Raw genomic sequence first — 26,296 nt, forward strand, 5'->3', positions numbered from 1 at the left:
CTTATAAAAGTAGACGCTGTGCGTAATTCTGCAAACCTAGCATCCAATTAATAGACTAATTATTAACAAATTAGGGGTAACTACCTAGGCTTTATACCAAAGGATATGTACCACCCGTACTACGGTCCGGTAACGAGATAGAAAAGCCCTGCTACGCTTTATACATATCGTCAAAAATAATAAATTGAGAGAAGATCATGGCTGAAGTAACCGTTGTAGAAGTAAATGGCGAAGCATCTTTAGTGCGTGGTGATACGGGTGAACTTGTCAACGTCACTGTAGGTATGACGGTGGCCGAAGGTAACGTATTAAACGTATCTCCTGATGGATTTGTTACCGTAAGTGTAGATGGAGAATTTCGAACACTTCCAGCCGGACAAAGTGTTACTTTCCCGCTGCATTTAGATTTCACTGAAAAAAATTCCGACGATGAATTCGCCGTTTTTGACGAAAGTGTTGATGAACTTGCAGCATTACTTGATGGCGTAGAAAATATTGAAGGAAACGCTCAAGAGGGAGATGCCGATTTCCTTGATGTGCTTGCTGGTGAAGGCGATATTTTAGAATCGTTGGAAGCGACAGCCGCAGGTCTTGACGGAGGCGCAGGTTCCGATGGCGGTAGTAATTTTGTTCGCGTTGATCGCATAAATGAAGAAGTCGACCCAGTGGGTTTTCAGTTCGATCAAAGTGGAAATGGCAACAACGATGTTATGCCCGTCGATTTTTCTGGCACTGGTGAACAAGCACAAGATATTTCACTTACGCTAGATGCGATTGGCTTAACAAGCGACACCACACCAACACTATCAGGCATTACTTCAGCAATTCCAGGAAGTACAGTCACACTAACCGTTACCGACAGTGCGGGAAACACTCAGGTTGTTACTGCTATTGTGCAAGATGACGGTACATTCAGCGTGGACGTACCAAATGCGTTGGCTGACGGTGAATTCACGGTAGATGCCACTGTGTTAGAACCTACTGGTAATACTGCAGATAGTTTTACCAACGGTGAAATTGATGCTACCGCTCCAACAATCACCATTAATGCGCCGAGCTCTGACAACGACACCACGCCAACCCTTTCCGGTACCACCGATGCCACACCTGGCAGTACAGTTACGCTAACCATTACCGATAGCGCGGGCAACACGCAAAGCGTGACTGCTATTGTGCAGGCCGATGGAACCTATAGCGCAGACGTACCAGCTGAATTAGCCGAAGGGGAGTTTACCGTTAACGCTAGTGTTACTGATGAGGCTGGCAATACCGCAACCGCTGACACAACAGGCGAGATTGATACCACTCCGCCTTCGATCACTATCGACGCGCCAGCTTTGGATAACGACACCACGCCTACCCTTTCAGGTACCACCGATGCCACACCTGGCAGTACAGTTACGCTAAACATTACCGATAGCGCGGGCAACACGCAAACGGTTACCGCCATTGTGCAGGCCGATGGAACCTATAGTGTAGATGTGCCCGAAGAACTGGCCGAAGGCGAGTTCACCGTTAATGCCAGCGTGACCGACGAGGCGGGCAATACCGCCACCGCCGATACCACAGGTGAAATTGATACCACAGCACCGTCGATCACTATCAACGAGCCAGCTTTGGATAACGACACCACGCCAACCCTTTCAGGTACCACCGATGCCACACCGGGCAGTACAGTAACGCTCACCATTACCGACAGCGCAGGTAACACGCAAACGGTTACCGCTATTGTGCAGGCCGATGGAACCTATAGTATAGATGTGCCCGAAGAACTGGCCGAAGGCGAGTTTACCGTTAATGCCAGCGTGACCGACGAGGCGGGCAATACCGCAACCGCTGACACTATCGGCGTGATTGATACCACTGCCCCGTCGATCACTATCGACACCATAGCGACAGGTAACGACACCACGCAAACCCTTTCAGGTACCACTGATGCCACACCGGGAAACACAGTTACGTTAACCATTACCGATAGCGCGGGCAACACGCAAACTGTAACTGCCACTGTGCAAGCAGACGGCACCTATAGCGTTGATGTACCCGCTGAATTAGCCGAAGGTGAATTTACCGTTAACGCCAGCGTGACTGATGAGGCTGGCAATACAGCAACCACAGACACCACGGGCGTGATTGATACCACTGCACCTTCGATCACTATCGACACCATCGCGACAGGTAACGACACTACGCCTACTCTTTCAGGTACCACCGATGCCACACCGGGCAGTACGGTTACGCTAACCATTACCGATAGCGCGGGCAATACGCAAACGGTTACCGCCATTGTGCAGGCCGATGGAACCTATAGTGTAGATGTGCCCGAAGAACTGGCCGAAGGCGAGTTAACCGTTAATGCCAGCGTGACCGACGAGGCGGGCAATACCGAAACCGCTGACACCACGGGCGTGATTGATACCACTGCACCTTCGATCACTATCGACACCATCGCGACAGGTAACGACACTACGCCTACTCTTTCCGGTACCACCGATGCCGCCCCTGGCAGTACAGTAACGTTGACCATTACCGATAGTGCAGGCGTTACTCAAACCGTGACTGCCATTGTGCAAGCAGACGGCACCTATAGCGTTGACGTACCTGCTGAACTAGCTGAAGGTGAATTTACGGTTAACGCCAGCGTGACTGATGAAGCAGGCAATACGGCCAATGCTGACGCTCAGGTCGCAATTGACGTGACGGCGCCAAACATCTCATTAAACGACCCAGGAATAAATGGCGATGCTACACCCACACTTTCGGGGTTAACGGATGCCGTGCCCGGAAGCACGATAGCCCTTACCGTTACCGATAGTGCAGGTGTTACTCAAACCTTCACTACCACCGTACTAGCCGATGGTACCTTTACCGTTGAAGTTCCAAATGCGGTGGCAGAGGGTACATACAGCGTAACTGCCGAGGTGACAGATGGTGCGGGTAACACAGCACAAGCAACAGCAAGCGGCGATTACGATTCTACGAGTCCTTCGACGACTGTAAATCAACCTGCGCCAACGAACGATACTACGCCAAACGTTTCTGGTGAAACCGATGCCCCTCCAGGCAGTGAAGTCGTCATTGTTGTTACAGATAGCGAGGGTAACGAACAAACAATCGTTACTACAGTGGGCGCTGACGGCACATTCAACGAAGATGTGCCTGCGGAGCTTAGCGAAGGTGAGTACACGGTAGATGTTACTGTAACGACACCGGCAGGTAATAGCTCTACCACCACAGCTACAGGAGAAATAGACACTACCGCACCAGCGCTTTCTCTAGACCCACAAACTGACGGCAGCGACACCACGCCAACAATTTCAGGTTCTACCGATTTACCACCTGGTTCAACAGTAACCATTGCAGTGACCGACAGCGCTGGCAACACACAAACTATCGATGCCATCGTTGATGAAAACGGTGCTTTTAGCGTAGACGTACAAACGCCGCTTACTGAGGGTGAATATACCGTAGAGGCCAGTGCAACAGACGAGGCAGGCAATACAACGACTGTCACTGAAAATGGCGGCAACATTGATACGCAAGCCCCCACCATTTCACTAGAGCCACTTGGCACAGGTAACGACACGACACCTTCAATTAGCGGTTCTACGAACTTGGAAGCAGGCAGCACGGTTACACTTACCGTTACCGATAGTGCTGGAAACAGCCAAACCTTTACTGCCACAGTAGACGCGAACGGCGAATTTAGCGCTGACGTTCCTGCTGAGCTCGCTGACGGCGACTACAATGTCGAAGCAACAGCCACCGATGCTGCGGGAAATAGTGCTTCAACGTCACAAACTGGCACAGTGGACAGCAATGCGCCAAGCTTAACCCTTGACCCACTGGGTGATGACAACGGCACCACGCCTACTATCTCAGGTACTACCGATTTACCCGCTGGCAGCACTGTCACACTGTCTGTTACCGATGCGCTTGGCAATACTCAAACATTTACGGCAACGGTAGACGGTTCTGGTAATTTCAGTGTCGATGTGCCCAATCCATTAGCGGAAGGTGAATATAGCGTAACGGCTACAGCAACTGACGGCGATGGCAATACGACAACAGTAACCGACAATGGCGGCGTTGTAGATACCACCGCGCCTACGCTTACCCTAGAAAACCCTGGCAGCACGGGTGACACCACACCTACGCTTTCAGGCACCACTGACCTTCCTGAAGGAAGCACGGTTACGCTTGTCGTAACAGACAGCGCGGGCAACACCCAAACTATCAACACCTTGGTCGATGCAAATGGTAGCTTCAGCGTAGATGTCCCAAACGCACTAGCTGACGGCGACTTTACTGTTACTGCCACTGCAACCGACAGTGCAGGCAATACCGCGAATGCCAATACAACAGGTAGTGTAGATAGCGAAGCGCCGCTATTAACCCTTGATACACAAGGCGCTACTAGCGATGTTACCCCTACTATCACAGGTACTACCGACGTGGCACCTGGCACACTGGTTACGATTACTGTGGTAGATGCCAATGGTAACTCGCAAAGCTTCCAAGCAGCCGTGCAAGCAGACGGAACATTCAGTGCCGATGTGCCTAACGCATTGGCCGAGGGAGACTTTACCGTTTCGGCAACAGTAAGCGATGCGCAAGGCAACACCGCGACGGCGAACGAAACAAATGGAAGTATTGATACACAAGCGCCAATTGTTACCGTTAATCCGTTAGATTCAGGTAATGACACTACGCCGGTTATTTCGGGTAATACAGATTTACCTGAAGGCGCTGTTGTTGTGATCACCGTAACTGACAGCAATGGCGACACGCAAACCATTAACGCATTGGTTGATGCAGACGGCAACTTTGCAACAGAGGTATTGTCTCCACTGCCTGAAGGAGATTACAGCGTCGAAGTTACTGCAACAGATGATGCAGGTAATTCAACAACCGCAACTGAGGACGGTGGCAATATTGACACCACCGCCCCTGTACTTACGCTAAATCCGCAGGGCACAGGCAACGATGAAACGCCTAACATATCGGGCAGCACTGATTTAGCACCGGGAAGCACGGTAACGTTAACCGTCACAGATAGCGCAGGCAATACACAAACCTTTGACGCCATTGTGGACGCAAATGGTGACTTCAGCGCGGATGTTCCAAACGCTATACCAGACGGCAGCTACACGGTAACAGCAAGTGCCTCAGACGATGCAGGTAATACAACCACCACCTCTGATACAGGTACGTTAAATACGAGCGCCCCTGCGCTGACACTAGATGCGCAAGTTACGGTTAGCGATACTACACCAACCATTTCGGGTACGACTGACCTACCCGCGGGTTCAACCGTGACGCTTTTTGTCACTGACAGTGTAGGCAACACCCAAACCTTTACTGCACTTGTTGATGCGAGCGGTAACTTTAGTGCTGATGTCCCCGCGCCTCTTGCCGAAGGTGATTACTCAGTAACCGCTACCGCTACAGACAGCAACGGAAATAGTGCATCTGTCACCGACAATAACGGTATCGTCGATACCGTCGCCCCCGTTATTTCACTAGATGCGCTGGGTTCAAATAACGATACTACGCCTACCATTTCAGGCACTACGGACTTAGCAGCAGGTGAGAGCGTAACACTGTCGATCACCGACAACGCTGGCAATACACAAACTGTGACCGCAACGGTTGATGCGAACGGCAACTTTACTGTTGATGTGCCAGCTGCGCTCGCAGAAGGTGACTATACGGTTACCGCAACGGCCACCGACGATGCTGGCAACAGTGCGTCAGCCAATGCAACAGGCACCATAGACACCACAGCGCCTACCCTAACCTTAGACCCTCAAGGGTTAGGCAACGACACAACGCCAACCATTTCGGGAAGTACAGATTTAGCCGAAGGTAGCGTGGTCTCCTTGGTTATCACAGATAGTGCAGGTAACATTCAAACGGTTACAGCAACAGTTGATGCTGCAGGAAACTTTACGGTTGATGTACCCGCGGCACTTGCTGAAGGCTCTTACAGTGTTGAAGCTACTGCCACTGATGAAGCAGGCAACAGCACGTCGGTTCTTGATAATTCAGGCGTTATCGACATCACGCCACCTGAGCTAAACCTTGACGAATTAACGCCAGAGAATAACGCTACGCCAACTATTTCTGGCACCACAAACCTTCCAGCTGGCGCCATTGTTACATTAACGGTGGTCGACAGTGCGGGTAATACGCAAACCTTTGCCGCTACGGTACAAACCAACGGCAGTTTTTCAGCCAACGTACCTTCACCACTAGCTGAAGGTGACTATACGGTTACCGCAACCGCTCAAGACGCGGCAGGTAACCAAGGTTCTGATTCTGAAACGGGTGGCAGCGTAGATACCACAGCGCCCGTTATCACCCTAGATCCGCTTGGTACAGGTAACGATAACACGCCTACCATTAGCGGAAATACCGACCTAGCCGCAGGAAGCACAGTAACTATCACAGTAACTGACAGTGTTGGCACTGTGCAGACGTTTACTGCAACTGTTGATGGTAATGGCGACTTCAGTGCAGATGTGCCTAATCCTATGGCTGACGGAAACTTCGACGTTACTGCAACGGCGACTGATGCTGCAGGCAATACCGCTACAGATACAGTGAGTGGCGACATAAACTCTGCCGCGCCCACCCTATCCCTAGACCCCCTTGTGTCGGGCAACGACACAACGCCGACTATTTCAGGTGAAACCGATTTAGCGCCAGGTAGCAATGTCACGCTAACCGTGACCGACAGTGCTGGAAACACACAAACATTCAGTGCCATAGTGCAAGGCGATGGAAGCTTTACGGCTGATGTTCCTGCAAGCTTACCTGAAGGTGACTATTCTGTTACTGCGACCGCCACAGACGGCGCTGGCAACAGTGCATCGGTAACCGAAAATGGCGGTAACATCGATATTACAGCCCCATCGATAACCATCGATACACAAGGGCTTGGCAATGATGCAACGCCGTCTATCTCTGGCACCACAGACCTCAATGCTGGCGACACAGTTAGCATAAGCGTGACAGACAACGCTGGTAATACCCAAACATTCACAGCAACTGTTCAAAACGATGGTACTTACAGTGCTGATGTTCCTGCTGATTTAGCTGAAGGCAGTTTCAGCGTAATCGTCACGGCAACTGACGATGCGGGTAATTCAGCAACCGCAATAGATAACAACGGCGTCATAGATACAGCAGCCCCCACCGTAACGTTAGACGCACAAGGCCTAAGTAACGACGCTACACCGACTATTTCGGGAACCACCAACTTGGCTGCGGGCAACACTGTAAGCATAAGCGTGACTGACAGCCAGGGCGATACGCAAACCTTCACTGCCATAGTTCAAGCTAATGGTAGCTTTAGCGCTGATGTGCCCCTTGACCTAGCAGAAGGCGATTACACAGTAGAAGTGACGGCGACTGATGATGCAGGTAATCAAAACACAGCAATTGACAACAACGGTACTGTCGACACCATCCCACCTGTTATCAACTTAGATCCAGTGGCCAGCGGCAATGACGCAACGCCAATATTAAGCGGGACTACCGACCTGCCAGAGGGAGCAACTATTATATTGGTTGTCACCGATGCAGGCGGTAATGTACAGAACCTTACCGCTACGGTAAACGCGGATGGCACTTTCTCAGTTGAAGTACCCAGCGCGCTTGTTGATGGCGATTACGATGTAACAGCAAGTGCGAGCGATGCTGCGGGCAATAACACGACAGTAACGGATAGCGGCAATATTAATGCAAGCGCCCCGAACATTACGCTAGATGCCCTTGGCCAGACAAACGACGCTACGCCTCTTATTTCGGGCACAACTAACGCGCCAGTTGGTGCCATTGTCAGCTTAACAGTGACAGATAGTGCTGGAGCAGTTCAAACCTTTACTGCAACAGTACAAGGAGATGGCACCTTCAGCGCAAGCGTACCGTCAGACTTGACCGAGGGTAGTTATACCGTCGAAGCAGAGGTGACTGACGGTGCCGGAAATACAGGCTCTGACTCTGAAACTGGCGGTGTAGTAGATACCACATCACCTGCTATTGATGTGGCAGAGCAAGGTGTTGGCAATGATTCAACACCAACCATTAGCGGAACGACAGACCAGCCAGCCGGAAGCACGGTTTCAATTACCGTCACCGATAACGCTGGCAATATACAAACCTTATCAGCAACCGTACAAAGCGACGGCTCTTTTACCGTAGACGTACCCGCCACTTTGGCTGAGGGTAACTACACAGTTCAGGCAACGGTCGTTGATGAAGCTGGCAATACAGCGTCCGACGCTGAAACCGGCGTAATCGACACAATTTCACCTGTTATTACGCTGGACGAGCCAGGTACAGTTAGCGACTCAACCCCAACCATAAGCGGTACTGTAGATTTACCGCAAGGTTCTACAGTGCAAATAACTGTTATTGATAGTGTGGGTAATACCCAGGTGTTTTCTGCATTAGTTGCCGCGGGTGGCGTATTCTCTGCCGACGTACCAGCGGCGATGGCTGAAGGAAACTTCACTGTTTCAGCAACCGCCACTGATACAGCAGGCAACAGTACAACCGATAACGAGGCAGGCGTAGTTGATACGCTTGCACCTACATTGACTATTGATGTTGCCGATACCACTAACGACGCGACGCCACTCATTACCGGTACAACCGATGAACCTGCAGGCTCAGTGGTCACTATTTTGGTAACGGATAGTGCTGGTGCGGCCCAGACCTTAAGTGCAGTTGTACAAGCCGATGGGTCTTTCTCTATATCCCCGGGTACAGATTTAGCGGAAGGCGACTTCATGGTAAGCGCTACCATCAGTGATGAAGCAGGTAATACAGCGACAGCGAGTGATGCCGGCAGCATAGACACTACAGCACCATCACTAACCTTAACGCCACTTGAGGAAGGCAATGACACAACGCCTACCCTATCTGGTAGCACAAATCTTGCGCAGGGCAGTGAAGTTACGCTTGTGGTAACTGACAGCGCAGGAAATGTTCAAACCCTCACAGCTACAGTTGATGTAAATGGAAACTTTACAGTGGATGTGCCTGCGCCTTTAGCTGAAGGTGCATACAGTGTTGAAGCCACGGCGAGTGACGAAGCGGGTAATAGCACTACCGTCGTAGACAACACGGGTATTATTGATACAACAGCCCCTACTCTATCGTTAGATACACTGGCCTCAGATAGCGACACAACGCCTACAATATCAGGGAATACTGACCTGCCTGCAGGCGCGACAGTAACGATTACGGTTACGGATAACGCAGGTGTAAGCCAAACCTTCGATGCAACCGTTCAGGGAGACGGCAGTTTCTCGGCCGATGTGCCAAGCCCCATGGCTGAAGGAGGGTATACCGTCACCGCCGTGGCCCAAGACCCAGCAGGCAATGAGACTACTGCCACTGAAACAAACGGTAGCGTAGACACTACCGCGCCGACTATTAACTTAGACGCACAAGGCACAGGTAACGATACTACGCCAACGATCACCGGTAGTACCGATTTAAGCCCAGGTAGTTCAGTGACCATAACCGTCACCGACAGCGCAGGCGCAGAACAGACATTTACGGCTATTGTCGATAGCAATGGTAATTTCAGCGCCGACGTGCCCAATGCAATGGCAGACGGAAACTTCGATGTTACTGCTACCGCCACTGATGCTGCTGGAAATTCAGCGTCTGATACTACCAGCGGAATTATCAATACAGCCGTGCCAAACTTAACCTTGGACTCGCTTGGTACAGGAAACGACACAACACCGACCATTTCCGGTACTACAGATATTGCGCCAGGCAGCACCGTATCCATCAGCGTTACCGATAGTGCAGGAAACACCCAAACATTTGGCGCCATTGTTCAAGCTAATGGCACCTTCTCTGTAGATGTGCCAGCGGCCTTATCTGAAGGTAATTATTCAGTCACCGCAAGTGCAACAGATGGCGCGGGCAATACGGCAACCGCAAACGAAAATGGCGGCATTGTCGATACTACTGCGCCTGCTGCGCCTACTGTTGATGCAGGCAATGGTACCGAAATTACCGGTACAGCCGAAGCAGGAGCCATCGTAAACGTAGACGTTGACGGTGATGGCACACCTGATTTCACAGTGATTGCTGATGGCGATGGTAACTGGTCAGTAACACCCACTACACCGCTAGCCGATGGCGTAGTTGTAACGGCAACTGCTACCGACGAAGCTGGCAATACGAGTAGCCCAGCGTCTGATACCGTAGACGCTGTTGCGCCAATTGTTGCCTTTAACGACCTAACGACTAACGACAACACGCCTGCACTTACCGGCTCGGTAGACGATCCAACCGCCATCGTGGTCGTTACCATTAACGGTACAGACTATACCGCTACAAACAATGGTGATGGCAGCTGGACGCTGGCTGACGATGCAGTGGCTGCACTTGCAGATGGTAGCTATACCGCTACCGTTGCTGCAACCGACCCTGACGGTAATGTCAGCACAAACACGGGCACAGTGGTGATTGATACTACAGCACCAGCGGCACCTACCGTGGAAGCGGGTAACGGCACTGAAATTACCGGCACTGCTGAAGCAGGGGCAACCGTAAATGTGGACGTGGATGGCGACGGCACCCCAGACTTCACCGTCATCGCTGATGGTGACGGTAATTGGAGCATTACGCCTGATACACCGCTTGCCGATGGCGTAATTGTGACCGTAACGGCAACCGATGAAGCTGGTAATATCAGTGTACCAGCGTCAGATACTGTAGATGCTGTTGCGCCAGTCGTTGCAATCAATGACTTAACCACTAATGACGCTACACCAGAGCTAACCGGAACGGTTGACGACCCAAGCGCTATCATAGTAATAACTATTGATGGAGTGGACTACACCGCCACCAATAACGGTGATGGTAGCTGGACACTGGCTGACGATATCGTTGCCGCGCTGGCTGAAGGTAGCTATACCGCTACGGTTACTGCCAATGATGCCGATGGTAATGCAGGAACTAACTCTGGTACTGTGGTGATTGATACTACACCACCTGCAGTCCCTACTGTGGATGCGGGCAACGGCACAGAAATTACCGGTACCGCTGAAGCAGGTGCAACCGTAAATGTGGACGTGGATGGCGACGGCACGCCCGATTTCACCGTTGTCGCTGATGGCGACGGCAATTGGAGTATTACGCCAGATACACCATTGGCAGATGGCGTTGTAGTTTCAGCAACAGCCACAGATGATGCTGGCAATACCAGCGCACCTGCGTCTGATACGGTTGACGCTATAGCACCGGTAGTGGCAATTAATGATTTGACCACCAACGACACAACACCTGCACTGACAGGCACAGTGGACGATAATACCGCTACGGTAGTCGTTACCATTGACGGGAATGACTACACCGCCACCAATAACGGTGATGGTAGCTGGACACTGGCTGACGATGCAGTGGCGGCACTTGCAGATGGTAGCTATACCGCTACCGTTACTGCCACTGATGCCGATGGCAATGTGGGTTCAAATTCAGGAACGGTAGTGATTGATACTACACCACCTGCCATACCTACTGTGGATGCGGGCAACGGCACAGAAATTACCGGTACCGCTGAAGCAGGCGCAACCGTAAATGTGGACGTGGATGGCGACGGCACGCCTGATTTCACCGTTATCGCTGATGGCGACGGCAATTGGAGCGTTACGCCAGATACGCCGCTTGCTGATGGCGTTGTAGTAATTGCAACAGCCACAGATGCGGCGGGCAACATTAGTAACCCAGCCTCAGACACGGTTGACGCTGTGGCCCCGGTAGTGACAATTAACGATTTGACAACCAACGACACAACACCTGCACTGACAGGCACAGTGGACGATGATACCGCTATAGTAGTCGTCACCATCAACGGGATAAATTACACCGCCACCAACAATGAAAATGGCACTTGGACGCTGGCTGACGATGCAGTGGCGGCACTTGCAGAAGGTAGCTATACCGCAACGGTTACTGCAACCGACCCAGAAGGTAATGTAGGTACAAATACTGGCACAGTGGTAATTGATACTACAGCACCAGCGGCACCTACCGTGGAAGCGGGCAACGGCACTGAAATTACCGGCACAGCCGAAGCGGGCGCAACGGTAAATGTGGATGTAAATGGAGACGGCACGCCTGATTTCACCGTTGTCGCTGATGGCGATGGCAATTGGAGTATTACGCCAGATACACCATTGGCAGATGGCGTTGTAGTTTCAGCAACAGCCACAGATGATGCTGGCAATACCAGCGCACCTGCGTCTGATACGGTTGACGCTATAGCACCGGTAGTGGCAATTAATGATTTGACCACCAACGACACAACACCTGCACTGACAGGCACAGTTAACGATAATACCGCTACGGTAGTCGTTACCATTGACGGGAATGACTACACCGCCACTAATAATGGTAACGGCACGTGGACGCTGGCTGACGACGCAGTAGCCGCACTCGCTGAAGGCAGTTATACCGCAACGGTTACGGCAACCGACCCTGACGGTAACGTCAGCACAAACACGGGCACAGTCGTGATTGATACCACTGCACCTACGGTAGCCATTAACGATCTTACTACTAACGACACCACCCCGGAACTTACCGGTACAGTGAACGACCCGAACGCGGTTGTAGTGGTGACTATTGACGGGAATGACTACACCGCTACCAATAATGGTAACGGTACATGGACATTAGCTGACAATATTGTCGCATTACTCGCTGAAGGTAATTATACGGCAACGGTTACCGCTACGGACGCTGTGGGTAATTCTGACTCAGCTACAGGTTCGATTGTTATCGATACCAGTATTGATGAAAACAATAATGGCCAGACGGTAACGTTCGATAGTATTTCAAACGACTCTGGCGTGGCTGGAGACTTTATAACTAGCGATAGCACGCTTATCTTTAATGGAACGGTGGACCTTGGTGACAACACTACCCTAACCGTTACCGTTGATGGAACATCCTATACCTTTGGCACGGACCCTGAGCTTTCTATTGATGGCAGCGGCAACTGGAGCCTGGATTTAACTAGCACACCGCTACCAGCAGGCACCTATGCCGTAGTGGCAACCGTCACTGATGAAGCAGGAAATACTGCGAGTACCGCTAGCCAAAATGTCGTTGTTCAAGCGCTTGATGCCATAAATGATGGCAACGCCGTTGATATGGGTGAGCCTGTGGTGACGGTGAACCCGCCAGAGACCACCAGCAACGTAGATGTTATCGGCTTGGCTGAGTCTACAGGCGGTGTCGATGCAAGTGCTTCCTTTACCGTTTCCCCTAACCATGTGGGTGAAGTATTAGTAGAGGTTGACCAAATAGCACTGGTTGCTGTTGCCGATGCCTACATTGTTGAGGTATATGATGAAAATGGACAGCTAGTCTATCGAGGTGTTAGTGCAAATTCGCAACTCGCCGACGTCGGTGGACTAGACATTTTTGATGTTACCGGCGACGAGACCATTTCATTCTCGTTAGCAGGCCTTGATGCTGGCAACTACAGTGTGGTGGTCCGCAATGATGAGAACTTACTTGAAGACTTGTTAGACAACGACAATAGTAACGATGTTGACCTTGATGAACTCGGTACAGCTGGCGTTGTACTTGGGCCCGACAATCAAGCAGTAGTTCTTGATACTATTGAAACCACGTTAAATACCGGCGTTTTAGGTATTCCTCTTGGTACGGTTGGCACGCAAGTAAGGGGAGTATTAGAAACACTTCTGGATACGACTACAGTAATTGGCGCAGGTCAGCTTGTTAATTTACTTACCGCGCCTCTTGATGCAATTGGTTTAACCGGCTTCCTTGATGACATTTTAAGCGTCATTGCCGATGCATTGCTCAGCAATACGCTAACCCTATTGCAAGACACCGACATCACAACCACGTTAACAGAATACACCTACACAGGTGATTTAGTGGCCCAAGGCAACCTAATCGACGGTGATATTAGTGGTGTAGGCGCAGACACTATTTTAGATGGTGCTCAAGTTACTGTTGTTACTAATTCGGCCGGTGATAGCGTCAATGTGCCTGCAACAGGTACTATAACCATCCAAGGTCAATATGGTGTATTAGAAATAGCTGCAGACGGTACGTACACCTATACCGCCGACGGCGACCGCAGCGCCATTGGGCAAGATGAAGTGTTTAACTACACCCTATCAGATGGTGAAACTTCCGATATTGCGGCACTTACTATCACCATTTCTGGCAGTGACTTCCCGCCAGTAGTAGCCCAAACCGATAACAATGATATGGAGCTAGGCGCACAAACCGCCATTGTGAACGCCCCGGTTACCGATAGTGACTTCCAAGTCATTGGCTTAGCCGAAGGTTCACCAGCCGCAGGCTCCCCTACCGCTAGTACAACATTTACTGTCAGAGCCGACTACTTCGGAGAAGTGGTTGTAGAGGTTAGCCAAACTGCGCTAGTTGCAGTGGCCAATGGTTATCGAGTTGATATTGTTGATGCAGATGGCAATGTAGTTGCCTCAGCGACAGCACCAGACAGCCCTCTTGTTGGTGACGCTTTAGGGTTAAATGTCTTGGGCTTGATAGGTGATGACACCTTGGTGGCAAAGTTCTCTGGGCTCCCTGCTGGAGACTATGCCGTTGTTGTTCGTAACAGTCAAAGCTCCCTCGAAAACTTGTTTGACCAAAATGGAGACGGCTCGATTACACTTGCTGAACTAGGCGATGGAGGGGTTGTTCTTGGAGAGGAAAACCAAGAGGTAGTGCTAGATGCAATTGAAACTGCGCTAAATGGGGAAACAGGTTTAGGGGTTATACCTTTAGGAACTCTAGTAAGAGAAGTTATTCTTGAGCCAATCCTAGCTACCACAGATACGATTGGAGCTGGCGACTTGGTCGGTACTATTAACTCAGCTCTTACAACACTAGGAGTAGCACAGTTGTCTGATGCTCTCATTGACGAGATTGCCGCAATCTTGCTTAGCAATACGATATCCTTGCTAGAACAAACGGATGTGACAACAACGCTAACGGAATACCAGTTTGAAGGTAGCACGACAACGTCAGGGAATGTTATTGATGCGGCCAACACAGGCGATGTAGCCGATAGCATTGCCGAGGGCGGCGTAGTGACGCAAGTTACCCATACCAATGGAGAGTCAGTGATCGTATTAGGTACAGGGCTCTCTGGCATTACCATTGAAGGTGATTATGGCGATTTAACTATATTTGAAGACGGTAGCTACACCTATGTAGCCAACGGCGTGCGCGACGGCTTGGGTAGTACAGATAGCTTCAGCTATACCATATCGGATGGAACGAATACGTCTACCGCAAACTTAAACTTTAATCTATCAGGACAAGGGGTATCTGCAGACTCGGCTCGTGCTGAACTCATTTATGATTTTGATAGTAGCACTGGTTATGCTGAAGCTGGGGCGCTTGAATACACTTGGCTGATTGGCGTTCTTGGTATTGTTATTCCTACCACTGTAGATACCCAAAGCAACACGTTTACAGTGGCAACGGATACCACTATGGATCTTAACTTAACAGTGGATGGAGGCGATCTATTATCATTAGGCTCAGGTCTTGACCTATTCATTGAACGAAATAACAACGGCACGTGGGAAGTGGTAGAGACATTTTCCAGCGATCAGTTGATCGGCTTATTAGGCCTCGATGGTAATGGTGTATTTACTTCCTATGGTCTAACGGAAGGTGAGTACCGAGTGACAATGGACGTGGATACAGGCTTAGCCAGTGCGCTTGGCGGCGTCAGTGTCGATTTAAGCTCTACCGTACATTTCCTAGATCAATTTGTGGTTGACGATGTACAAACCGCCACCGGCAATCTGTTCGAAAACGATATACTGTTTGGCCCAACATACGACGTGAGCGTATCTGCTGATGGAACTAACTTCCAAGACGCTACAGGGGGCATAACGTTAATCGGCGAGTATGGTACGCTGCAGATTGACGAAACGGGGGCATACACTTATACCCCAGACAACTCCTTAGCTGTATTTGGCGGCACCTTAACGGATGCCTTTACTTATCGTATCACTTATCCAGACGGTACTGTCGAGCAAGCACAATTTAATGTATTTGTGACGGCATCCGGTGAAGGTGTCCCTGAGGTGGTGACAGGCAGTTTATCTGAGTCTGTAAGCGCGTCAGATAGCAGCGGCACCGTTGTTACTGACGAGCCAACAGCACCTGACGTAATTAACCTGACAGGGCAAACGCTTCAAACCGTTGATCTGAATGCTGAAACTCAACTGGTAACGCCAGAAAACGAGCCGACTGCGCCCCTTATGAGCACGGAGCCTGTTGAGAGCGTTGGACCGATTGAAAGTACGCCAGACATCATTACACTTCCTGAAGAAGAAGTGAGCACACTTGGCACCAATATGGGCGATGGCTTCGGTGGAGGAGATACTATCGACTTGACAAGACAAACACTTCAAACCGTTGATCTGAACCCTGAAACTCAACTATTAACGTCAGAAAACGAGCCGACTGCGCCCCTCATGAACACTTTGCCTGTCGAGAGTATTGAACCTGTTGAGAGTGCACCAGACATCATTACACTTCCTGAAGAAGGTGTGAGCACGCTTGGTACTAATGTAAGCAATGGCTTTGGCGGAGCAGATGCTATCGACTTGACAAGACAAACGCTTCAAACCGTTGATCTAAATGCTGAAACTCAACTGGTAACGCCAGAAAACGAGCCGACTGCGCCCCTTATGAGCACTTTGCCTCTCGAGAGCATTGAACCTATTGAGACTACGCCAGACATCATTACGCTACCTGAAGAAGAGGCGAGCTCGCTTGGAACAAATGTCGGCGACGGCTTTGGTGGAGGAGACACTATTGACTTGTCTGGCACTAAGCTTGATACGGTTGATATTGGCGGCCCTTTACCCGCCGAGCCTGACGAGGGAACAAGCCCGCTTTCACCTGAGGCTTCGACGCCTGAAAGCACTCTGCCTGATGACACCATCACGCTTCCAGAAGAAGGCAATATAGTCTCTGGGGGTCCGGTGACAGAGGTAACTGTTGATGTCATCGATATTGATCTTCCCCCAGAAGAGTTGATTCTGCCGTCAACAGAGCCTACTTCTGTCGATTCAAATAGTGAGGGCGCATCTCCTGATGCTGATGGCGAACTTATAGGCGATACGTCTAAAGAAGGTTGTGGTGATGTTACAACTATTTCTCCAACGGAGTCTGAAGTGCTAAAAGCAGCTATAGAAAAACTTCCACCAACGGATATCTAGTTTGGTCATGAAGTTAGCATTAAGCCCTCGTATTTAACGGGGGCTTTTTTTGTGTGCCTAGTATCACAAGATATTTATAAGGTGCAGCTTTATAAAACACTACACCTTGTTGATTAATCAAAGGGTTTCGTATTTCCTGGAACTACGTATAATAAAGCGTCCTACGCATTAGGTCCCCATAGTTTAATGGATAAAACAAGGCCCTCCTAAGGCTTAGATGTTGGTTCGATTCCAGCTGGGGACGCCATTTTGACTGGCTTAAACCCAAAATTAAGTAAACCTTCCTATACATTTCACTCCTCTATCATCATGTTTATTTTTTCTACTTCGGTTGTAATTTAATCGAATTAAGCAATACTCTTCTAAACAGGAGCGCACAATGACTTTCGATTCGTCCCCCCAAGAAGAAACTGGCGATGATGCTGAAACACCTATAGATTCGGCATTTACGGAAGAGGAATGGTTTGCCATAGAGGCACTATCTGAGCCCGGTGCAATCTACTAACCGGTGAAATTTCAAAATTAATCCCCACTTTTATAGCCGTTGCCGATTTTAAGCGTCGTCTATCTGCGCGTTTAGCTTTCCAATAAGTACACTTCGCATAGACCATCAGGCAAAAGATAACGTATAAATAATGATGTAATAGTTAATACGGGGAATAGTATGAGCCAATTTGAACACGACGATATCGATTCGTTTTTTGCAGAGATGCAAGATGTAAAACCTATTGCATCAGATGATAAGGCTTTATTACATGACCCTGAAAAGGCGCTCGCCGAAAAACAAAAAAGAGCAGCTATAAAGTTAAGTGTTCGCGAAAAACTTGCTAACCCTCTAAGCATGGAAGGTGTAAAGCCAGTACCACCTGATGACTTTATACATTTCCAGCAGCCAGGCATACAAGATGGCGTATTTAAAAAGCTCCGCCTTGGCAAATATCCGTTAGAAACCAATGTCACATTATCAGGAAAAACCCTAGAGCAAAGCCGCGACCTGATTTATAGCACCATTAAATCAAGTCACGAACGTGGGGTTCGTGCCCTGCTTATAAAGCATGGTACTGGAGAAAATAGTAAGCCATTTCCAGCATTAAAGAAAAGCTATGTTAACCATTGGCTACGTGAACTTGATGAAGTGATTGCCTATCATACAGCGCAACCCATGCACGGCGGGTTTGGTGCCACTTATGTGTTACTGAAAAAACATCCTCAGCAAAAGCTGATTAATAGAGAGAAAAATAAGAAAGGATAACAGCGTAAGCTTTCTAAATTGAGGGCTGCAGGGCTTATGAAATAACGCTCTGTAGCGCCTTCAAAAGTGCTTATTGGCTTAGCGCCTTTTCTTAACCGATGTTATTTAGTCGCCTTTTCTTGCACGCCAATGATTAACGCCCGTGTCAAGCAACTTGATACGGGCGTTAGAATTTTTCTTTCAGACTACTTAACTGAAGACAGCACACTTAGCGTTGTTGGAGCTTCAGCGGACTTCGCAGATGTGCTAAAAACAGCAGTTACGAACATCAGTACTACAGCTACAGCCACTCCGGTTAAGCCAAACCCTTTTGAGGAACGATTCATTGGTCGTCTCTTATTATTTAAACCAGCTCGCAAATGCAAATACTGGTACAACCCTAACTCAACTCCTGTAACCTAATTGCATTCCCTGCGTGCACTACAATAGATCAGTGACACCTTGATGACAAGGGCAAAAATCAGATTTTTGACACTTTGACAAAGGTTTGACGCCTATTTAAGGTATGCGCATTTATTAAACAGTATTTTTATAGAAAATAAACAGGGGTTTCCCCCTGTTTATTAAAAAACACACTGTTAACTAGCCGACAAATTTACGGGCGTTTCTGAAGATACGCATCCACGCACCGTCTTCGTGCCACTCATCTGGACGCCAAGAGTTTGCCACCGCTCTAAATACGCGTTCAGGATGCGGCATCATAATAGTGCTACGCCCATCTTCAGACGTTAAACCCGTGATCCCTTGTGGTGAACCATTGGGGTTTGCCGGGTATTGCATGGTTGGCTTGCCATAGTTATCTACGTAACGCATCGCCACCTGCGCGCCAACTTGTGATAGCGCATTGTCATTAGCAAATTCAGCCTGACCTTCGCCGTGCGACACAGCAATAGGCATACGCGAACCGGCCATGCCATCAAGCAGCACAGACTTAGACTCCATTACTTCAACCATTGCAACACGGGCTTCAAATCGCGCCGACATGTTAGTCACGAAATGCGGCCAGTGTTCTGTGCCAGGGATCAATGATTTAAGATTCGATAGCATCTGACAGCCGTTACATACACCTAAGCTAAAGGTGTCGTTGCGGGTAAAAAAGCCTTCAAACTGATCGCGCGCTATGCTGTTGAACAATATCGATTTCGCCCAACCTTCACCTGCACCTAATACGTCACCGTAAGAGAAGCCGCCACAAGCTGCAAGACCGGCAAACTGTTCAAGGGTAATGCGCCCCGCCAATACGTCACTCATGTGCACATCGATAGCGTCGAAGCCTGCTCGAGTAAATGCAGCCGCCATTTCAAGGTGCGAGTTAACGCCCTGCTCTCTTAAAATAGCCACTTTTGGCTTAACGCCTTTGGCTATATAGGGCGCAGCTACGTCTTCGTTAACATCGTAAGACAGTGCTGCATGTAAACCAGGGTCTGCAGCATCTTGCTTCGCCGCATGTTCTTGCTCTGCACACTCAGGGTTGTCACGAAGCTTTTGCATTTCAAACGTAGTTTTTGCCCATGTAGTACGCATGGATACACGGCTATCAGCAAGTACAGCAACGCCATCACGGCTAAACTCAATGATATCCGTGCTATTAAGCGTACCGATATCATGAGTCAATTCAGTTAAGCCAAATTCAGTCAATACTGCATTAACTGCTTCCTGGTCGCTTTCAAGCACTTGGATTACGCCACCTAGTTCTTCATTGAACAATACGGCAATGTCGTTTCCAACTAGGCTATCAAGGTTAATGCTTACACCTGTTTTACCAGCAAAGGCCATTTCAGCAACGGTGGTAAATAGGCCGCCGTCTGAACGGTCGTGGTAAGCCTGCACCAACCCCTTTTCGATAAGGGCCTGCATGGCATCGAAGAAGCCTTTAAGGCGCGTAGCAGATACTACATCGGCCGGGCTATCACCAAGCTGTGTATAGACTTGTGCTAAACAACTCGCGCCCAAGCGATTTTTACCTTCGCCTAAGTCAAGCAGTAACAAACGGCTCGCGCCTTTGTCTGTACGAAGCTGAGGCGTCACCGTTTTACGAATATCTTTGACAGCACCGAAAGCAGAAATAACTAAAGATAGCGGTGAAGTTACCGACTTATCTTCTCCATTTTCATTCCATGCGGTCTTCATCGACATCGAGTCTTTACCAACAGGAATCGTCAGCCCAAGCTCTGGGCATAGTTCTTCACCCACCGCTTTTACGGCTTCATAAAGACCGGCATCTTCACCAGGGTGCCCGGCAGCTGCCATCCAGTTTGCAGACAGTTTAATGCGTTTGATATCACCGATGTTTGCCGCCGCAATGTTAGTTAGCGCTTCACCTACCGCTAAGCGTGCAGACGCACCGTGTGACAAAAGCGCCACAGGCGTACGTTCGCCCATTGACATTGCTTCACCGTGGTAGGTGTCAAACGCTGTTGCGGTGACCGCCACATCAGCCACTGGTACCTGCCATGGACCTACCATTTGGTCGCGACTTACAAGGCCTGTTACCGAGCGATCGCCAATGGTAATAAGGAAAGTTTTCTCTGCCACAGTAGGCAAAGATAAAATGCGATTTGCTGCATCACTTAAAGTAATGCCTGCCTCGTCAAGCGCTGGCGAGCTTGCCTTGGATGAGCTTACATCGCGGTGCATTTTAGGCGGCTTGCCTAAAAGTACATCTAGCGGCATATCGATGGGTTTATTATCAAACTGGCGGTCGTTCAGGTTTAAGTGCTGCTCGGCAGTGGCTTCACCGACCACAGCAAAAGGCGCGCGCTCACGAGCACAAATCGCTTCAAAAACTGGCAGATTTTCAGGCGCGACAGATAAAACATAACGCTCTTGGGATTCATTACACCACAGTTCTAGTGGCGTCATGCCAGGCTCATCAGACAGCACTTTTCTTAGCTCAAAGTTACCGCCTCGGCCACCGTCATTAACCAGTTCAGGCAGTGCGTTTGAAAGGCCGCCCGCCCCCACATCGTGGATAAACTGAATAGGGTTGTTGTCCCCTAGCTGCCAGCATGCATCAATCACTTCCTGACAGCGACGCTCCATTTCTGGGTTATCTCGCTGTACAGAGGCAAAGTCTAAATCTTCGTTCGACTGACCAGAGGCCATTGAAGACGCAGCACCGCCACCAAGACCAATATTCATCGCGGGGCCGCCTAGCACAATAAGCTTAGCGCCTACCGTGATTTCGCCTTTTTCAATATGCTCGCGACGAATGTTACCTAAACCACCCGCTAGCATGATGGGCTTGTGATAGCCGCGTACTTCTACGCCATTGAAGCTATTGACTTCTTGCTCATAGGTTCGGAAGTAACCTAGTAAGGCTGGGCGGCCAAATTCGTTGTTAAACGCAGCACCACCCAGTGGGCCTTCAAGCATAATATCAAGGGCACTAACAATGCGCTGTGGCTTGCCATATTCTGCTTCCCACGGCTGCTCAGCACCAGGTATGCGTAAGTTAGATACGGTAAAACCAACCAAACCCGCTTTAGGTTTTGAACCACGACCTGTGGCGCCCTCATCACGAATTTCACCGCCAGAGCCTGTTGCTGCACCAGGGAAAGGTGAAATTGCCGTTGGGTGGTTGTGGGTTTCTACCTTCATCAAAATATCGATATTTTCATGATGGTATTCGTACTGATGTGACTGGGGGTTCGGGAAGAAGCGCCCTGCTTCCCATCCTTCCATAACCGCCGCGTTGTCTTTGTAGGCTGAATACACGTGATCAGGCAACAACTCGTAGGTGTTTTTGATCATTTTAAACAGCGACTTCTCTTGATCTTCGCCGTCAATGGTCCAGCTAGCGTTAAAAATCTTGTGGCGACAATGTTCTGAGTTTGCTTGCGCAAACATATAAAGTTCAACATCAGTCGGGTTTCTGCCTAGCTTCGTAAAGCTTTCAAATAGGTAGTCAATCTCATCATCAGCTAATGCAAGGCCTAACGACAGGTTTGCACTAATCAGCGCATCTTTGCCTTCGCCTAAAACATCAACACTGGTGAAGGTATTGGCTTCAGTGTGAGCAAACAACACCGCCGCATCGTCAGTATTAGTGAAAACTGACTCCGTCATTCTGTCGTGCAGAAAGCTAGCAACAAGTGCAAAATCTTCATCACCCATTGTAGCGTCGGTCTCGATATAAAACGCACAGCCGCGTTCTATTCGGTTGATATTTTTTAGACTACAGTTATGAGCGATGTCGGTGGCTTTAGAAGACCAGGGAGAAATGGTACCGGGGCGAGGAGTGATGAGGAAGAAGGTTCCAGAAGGTGTTTGTGCTTGCCTCGCGGGGCCGTAAGTGAGCAGCTTTTCGAGTATTTCTATCTGCTGCTTAGACAAGTCACCTTTGGAATCGACTAGGTGAACATATTCGCTATAAAGGTTTTTTACCCTAACGCCGGATTGACCCAGCTTTGCAATCAGTTTAGTTTGGTTAAACTCTGATAGTGCAGGAGCGCCTCGAAGGACCAACATATTGATTTACCTGGTTTGTTAGAAACAACGACCACCAATGCGACGCGTTGCCTCTTGGATTGATGAGTATTTCGGCGCGGATTATAAAGTAATAATGAGCAGTAAGTAACCTCATAACGCGCTTACGTGAACTTTTTTTTAAACTTAGACGGTTTAATGACAACAAGTAAAGGTCTATGCAGTCACCTGACTATAAAAAACGATTAAAACTACAATTAATTATTGTTTTATCTATTGCTGTGATGAGCTGCGGCGTCCCTTCAGTACCCACTGCGCTTTCATCACTATTAGAAAGAGAGTCTATTCGGGTAGGCACAGTTTACGGGGCAGGCACGTTTTATAATGGCGCAGAGGGTCCCCAAGGATTTGAGTATGAGTTACTGGCAGGTTTCGCTGATTACTTAGGCGTTACCTTAGATTTGTACCCGTTTTATAGTTACGAAGTCATGCTGGAGCAGCTTGAAGAGGGAAACCTAGATATTGTAGCGACAGGTGATGCGGTCACTGATTCACTGAAGGAACGCTTCGCTTACGGGCCTGCCTACCAACATATCGAACAGGAACTCGTCTTTCAGGCGGGCACGAACAAACCTAGAGATCTTTCTGATTTGGACGCCCCCATCGTTGCAGTGTCAGGGAGTAGCCAGGCTCATCTCTTGGCAGATATTTTCGCGGAACTGAACGAAACCGGTGAAGTTATAAAAACTAATGTAGTGACCACTGAGGACTCAGACTCTGAAGAACTACTCCAACAAGTTGCTAATGGTGACATCGCTTATACTGTGGCCGACAGCAATCGGTTAGCACTTCAGCGCAGGCGCTATCCCAATTTAGCAGTAGCGAAAACGCTTAATGAGAAGATGCCAATGGCATGGGCTTTACCCCAGCATCAAGATGATTCGGTTAAAGCTGCATTAATCGAATATTTTGGCACCGTGCATCAGTCTGGCTGGTTCACAGTATTGGAAGATAAATACTTCGGCCATATTCGGCAGTTTGATTATGTAGACAGTCGCGCATTTAATTATGCTGCAGAAACCTCGCTAGCCCAGTATAAACCGCTATTTCAAAAATATGCTGGGGAGCTCGACTGGCGACTGCTCGCGGCGATGAGTTATCAAGAAAGCCACTGGGACAGTGAGGCTATCTCTCGGACGGGAGTGCGTGGATTAATGATGTTAACCTTAGACACGGCGAGCGATTGGAACGTGGATGATAGAACCGATCCTGAGCAAAGTATTCGCGGTGGTTCACGTTATTTCGCCAGCTTACTTAATAGGATCCCAGCGCGTATAAGCGACCCCGATAGAACCTGGATGGCTATGGCATCGTACAACATCGGCATGGGACACTTAGAAGACGCGCGAGTACTTACTGAAAGACAAGGTGGAAATCCTGATCTATGGGTAGACGTAAAACGTCGTTTGCCGCAGCTTAGACAAAAGAAATACTATCGAACAACCCGCTATGGCTACGCTAGAGGCGACGAAGCGTTGCAGTATGTTGAGAATATCCGTCGCTATTACGACAGCTTAGTCTGGCTGGACGAACAAGGAAAAATTTAACGCCATTCATTATCGCCTCTCTTGAAAACTGTCATTTCGATGTCATCTTTATTCACTACCCTAAGAAAGAGCTAGCCAATGCTAGCTCACTTTCTCAAAAGACAATATTCGATAAACATATGCAATGTGAGAAGGACAATAGGTTGTTCTGCGGCGAGAGAAAGGAGAATAAATGAAAAGAAGTCGTTTTATGAAAAAAGGAATAAAATTGAAAAATAACAATAGACGTAGACTTATGCTTAAACGTTGCCATCAAAAAGTACTTCAACGTCGCAAGCTTTTTGTTACCAGTGACATGTTCACTCAGTTAACTCGCACGCCAAGCTAATGCATTGGGCAGCTCAATGCGCTGCCCTCAGAGCGCTTCTATTTATGCGTTCAGAAAGGTCCACGTTGAATTAATCAGACTCACCACTCTCTATAAGTTTTTTGGCTTTTTTAGCGGCCTTTATTTCCTTCCTGCGCTTACGAAAGAAATCTGATAATTTGTTCGCACAGTCGTCAGCTAATATCCCCGACACTATCTCAACCTGATGGTTTAGTGCTGGGTGTTGCAGTAAATTCATGACAGATCCCGCGGCACCGGTTTTCGCATCTTTAGCACCAAACACCACCCGCTTAACACGCGCGTGAACCAACATTCCAGCGCACATCGAACAGGGTTCTAGAGTGACATATAAGGTTGCATCGATAAGGCGATAGTTTTGAACCCGCAAGGCGGCCTCTTTCACAGCAAGAAGCTCAGCATGAGCAGAAGGGTCGTTATCTGTTATGGGCGTATTATATCCTTCTCCGATAAGCTCACCGTTTAATACCACACAGGCCCCCACAGGCACCTCGCCTATCGATTCAGCTTTGTCTGCAAGCATCAAGGCGTGTTTCATCCAATGCTTATGTTGCTCAATGTCTTCACTCGTCAACGTTTCGCCAACGTCTTTAAGCAGCGGTTTGATGTGAATTCCGTCATCGTGTTCACATAAATTGCCGTCATGCTTTTGTGGTTCATCATCAGTTGCTGAATACCCTTCTTTGCTCTGTCGTTTTAAGTCGCGTGATACATCTTGCTGATGCGCATCAGCTTGCTCCTGTCCTTGCATGAGGCTTGCTGACAGAGAGTTACTATTTTGGTCATTCATTCGTCAAATTTGCTATTTAAGTTGGTGAAATTTGTTAATCTTTATTTTCTACCTGCCGAGTAAAAAACCTAACACGTTAAAAAGTAATGACTTTTGTCACTTGGCAATGTACTTGCAAACTCTCATTATAACACTGCTGAAGTGAAGGAATTAACTGGTTACATTTTTTACCAAAAATGTTGAAAAATAACCGTTATATTGCCAAAAGCCTAGCAGGATTTTTTCAATAAGTAGTTAGATCGAATTAACTAGATATACAGGTGAATTAGACAACTGAACATATTTTCACCTACACTGTTTTAAAGCCATTTGTGAGGGATACCACCGTGAATATGACCGCGATTGCAATAGTAGCTATTTGTGCTTGGGCACTTGTCAGTATTGTTGATAGTGCAAAAGACAAAAGTAGAAAAAAGCTAAACACTAAAGAAGTGGAAGCATACAAAAAAGAAATTGCTGAATTGAAAGAGCGCGTATCTGTGTTGGAGAAGATTGTGACCGACGAACGCTACGACTTAAAAAAGCAGTTTGCGGACTTAGAAAAAGACCGCGTCGCATAGGTCACCTCAAACTCGTCTCCCCGCCAGC

At 48.8% G+C, this 26,296-nt stretch carries 8 protein-coding genes and 1 tRNA gene; 6 read left to right on the top strand and 3 right to left on the bottom strand.

From position 1 onward, the window contains the following. The first annotated feature begins 197 nt into the window (after window positions 1–197). The 4 genes from JC525_RS01655 to smrA all read left to right on the top strand — a co-directional run bounded on the left by JC525_RS01655 (window position 198) and on the right by smrA (window position 18,537). Window positions 198–17,285 carry a BapA/Bap/LapF family large adhesin gene (locus tag JC525_RS01655; RefSeq protein ID WP_198813793.1) on the top strand — a complete coding sequence of 5,696 codons (17,088 nt, stop codon included), beginning with the start codon at window positions 198–200 and terminating at the stop codon, window positions 17,283–17,285. 172 nt (window positions 17,286–17,457) lie between these two features. Beyond that, window positions 17,458–17,532 (top strand) — tRNA-Arg (locus JC525_RS01660). A gap of 132 nt (window positions 17,533–17,664) precedes the next feature. Then, window positions 17,665–17,790, top strand: a complete 126-nt coding sequence (locus JC525_RS20070) for a hypothetical protein (protein ID WP_269822321.1) — start codon at window positions 17,665–17,667, stop codon at window positions 17,788–17,790. A gap of 159 nt (window positions 17,791–17,949) precedes the next feature. Continuing rightward, entirely contained in the window at window positions 17,950–18,537 is a 588-nt protein-coding gene (gene smrA / locus JC525_RS01665) for a DNA endonuclease SmrA (RefSeq protein WP_198813795.1), read from the top strand. A gap of 185 nt (window positions 18,538–18,722) precedes the next feature. On the opposite strand, the gene JC525_RS01670 is transcribed toward smrA, so the two are convergent. After that, window positions 18,723–18,863, bottom strand: a complete 141-nt coding sequence (locus tag JC525_RS01670) for a hypothetical protein (RefSeq protein WP_012517588.1) — start codon at window positions 18,861–18,863, stop codon at window positions 18,723–18,725. 256 nt (window positions 18,864–19,119) lie between these two features. Further along, the gene (purL, locus tag JC525_RS01675; RefSeq protein WP_198813797.1) at window positions 19,120–23,007 is read right to left on the bottom strand and encodes a phosphoribosylformylglycinamidine synthase; all 3,888 of its coding nucleotides are present in this window, start codon (window positions 23,005–23,007) and stop codon (window positions 19,120–19,122) included. 176 nt (window positions 23,008–23,183) lie between these two features. Here purL and mltF point away from each other — a divergent pair, with 176 nt between their 5' ends. Then, the gene (mltF, locus tag JC525_RS01680) at window positions 23,184–24,572 is read left to right on the top strand and encodes a membrane-bound lytic murein transglycosylase MltF (RefSeq protein ID WP_198813799.1); all 1,389 of its coding nucleotides are present in this window, start codon (window positions 23,184–23,186) and stop codon (window positions 24,570–24,572) included. A gap of 398 nt (window positions 24,573–24,970) precedes the next feature. Here the strand turns inward: mltF and tadA are convergent, their stop codons facing one another. Continuing rightward, complete coding sequence (gene tadA / locus JC525_RS01685) at window positions 24,971–25,516, bottom strand: tRNA adenosine(34) deaminase TadA (protein WP_442859510.1); 546 nt, start codon at window positions 25,514–25,516, stop codon at window positions 24,971–24,973. Between the two features lie 524 nt (window positions 25,517–26,040). On the opposite strand from tadA, the gene JC525_RS01690 reads away from it, so the two are divergent. Then, window positions 26,041–26,268: a hypothetical protein gene (locus tag JC525_RS01690; RefSeq protein ID WP_198813912.1), complete on the top strand. Its 228-nt coding sequence runs from the start codon at window positions 26,041–26,043 to the stop codon at window positions 26,266–26,268. Window positions 26,269–26,296 lie beyond the last annotated feature (28 nt).

Source organism: Alteromonas sp. IB21, from assembly GCF_016405965.1.
GTDB lineage: Bacteria > Pseudomonadota > Gammaproteobacteria > Enterobacterales > Alteromonadaceae > Alteromonas.